Source organism: Luteolibacter pohnpeiensis (assembly GCF_016595435.1).
Classification (GTDB): Bacteria; Verrucomicrobiota; Verrucomicrobiia; order Verrucomicrobiales; family Akkermansiaceae; genus Luteolibacter; species Luteolibacter pohnpeiensis.
Genome location: NZ_JAENIJ010000106.1, coordinates 1 through 1,655 on the forward strand (window position 1 = coordinate 1; position 1,655 = coordinate 1,655).

A 1,655-nucleotide genomic window follows, 5' to 3' on the forward strand; every position below is an offset into this window, starting at 1 on the left:
CAAAAAAGGTTGTTTGGTCACACATTCAAACCATACCCCGACCGGCTTTCCGTCTATTGATTTTCAACGAAATCGGGCTTAATCCCGTGCCATTCAGGCCTGTCCCTCTGTCATGAGAAATTCGGCAAGCTTGATTCTTACTAAAGGCCTGTCCCTCTGTCATGCAAAATGTCTGTCACCATATCATGCGTAACGGCCTCGCCATGCACGACTTCAAACCCAATCATTGCACCATTGCAAAATCAAAAATCAAGGACTGACCCCTCTCTGGTTTACAAACCTTTTTCGGTCAATCATCCCACTGTAGCTCGTAGCAATACTTCGACATCCGTCTGATACCGCCTCATTATATCGGTAAATTTTGACTTCTAATTCCCCAAAAAATCGTTTTTTTGACCATACCTCGTAATCTGAATATTCCACTTTTTCGAATCCATTTTCTCTCAATTTTGAAGCTGTTCTTTCGTAACTCTCTTTCAAAGAAAGTTCAGAAAAGACTTTTGGCAGCCTAGCATCAAAAACCCCAGCAAACAGAGCCAAAACTGTAACTGAAATCGCACACAGAAACACCCTTTTCATCTATTTTCAATTTCCAAAACCATCTGGAGTAGACGGCACCCATTCCCCTCCTTTTTCAGGCACTACCGCTTCTGGTGTTCCGTAGCTTGTCCGGCTGTTAACACCATAAAACTCAAATCCGAAATGATCCTTCCACGCATCTCTTAGCGACTTCCCCCGTTCTTTCCTTTCGTTGCCGAATTACAACCACAGCTAATACCTATTGCATGCTTTGAAAAAACTTCTTTATTTAGCATGCCGATATCACCATTGGTCAGACTATACCCCCCGTTATTCACAGCCCCTTCGGTATTGTTCCATCCAGGCGAAAGAATAAGAGCACCCGGCACACCATGCCCGAAGTAGGTAATGCGGCTGATTTTATCAGACCCACTACGATAACCTTTGCCGAAGATATCTGTGTGTAGCTTACCAATAAGTTCCATCTTACTTCCAAAAAACCTCAAGCCAACCTTATGCTTTTGGGCAATTTGCATAATTTCTTCAATGTATTTCTTCTCATCGCCTTCGTCAACCTTACTGCGATTTGCGTAAGCGGTCCAATCAACAAACCATTCAATGTGTTCACCCTTTTGCAGTTTGTCTTTGCGCTTAACTATCTCCTGCTCTGCAGCGGATATGAAATTTTTCCAATTTACATCATGCCTAACTGCATACAGAGCATTAATCCCTGTTTTCTCTCCGATCTTTCTTGTAATTCGTCCTGCCAAATCTGGCTCAAACAGCGTCCACCTCCCATCAATCGGCCCCGCTATTTCCCATCCACCTGGGTTTGCGTTACATCCTCCACTAATAATAATCTCATTTAGCCCTAAAAGATCAATTCTCCCAATTCCATTATTCCCGACCATTCCATAGAGGTTGACTCCTCCCCTTTCGCCAATGGGATCTCTGGATGGCCATCTCCCCGTTACGGGGTCATAGTAACGGTAGCCGTAGTAGAGTAGGCCGGTTTCTTCGTCCTGATACTTGGTCGAGAAACCGATTGGCAGGTCGATGCCTTCGTGGATGATCTTGTCTCCGAATGGATCGTATTCCTGGCGTGCCACCACCTGACCGGTCGCTTTATCAGCCCA

General features: G+C 44.8%; 2 protein-coding genes. Both read right to left on the reverse strand.

Annotated elements, in window-relative coordinates; all coding sequences use genetic code 11:
• Positions 1 to 249: 249 nt before the first annotated feature.
• Positions 250 to 579 carry a hypothetical protein gene (locus JIN85_RS20320; RefSeq protein WP_200274294.1) on the reverse strand — a complete coding sequence of 110 codons (330 nt, stop codon included), beginning with the start codon at positions 577 to 579 and terminating at the stop codon, positions 250 to 252.
• 143 nt (positions 580 to 722) lie between these two features.
• On the reverse strand, positions 723 to 1,655 hold a 933-nt coding region (locus JIN85_RS20325; RefSeq protein WP_200274296.1), incomplete at its 5' end, for an RHS repeat domain-containing protein.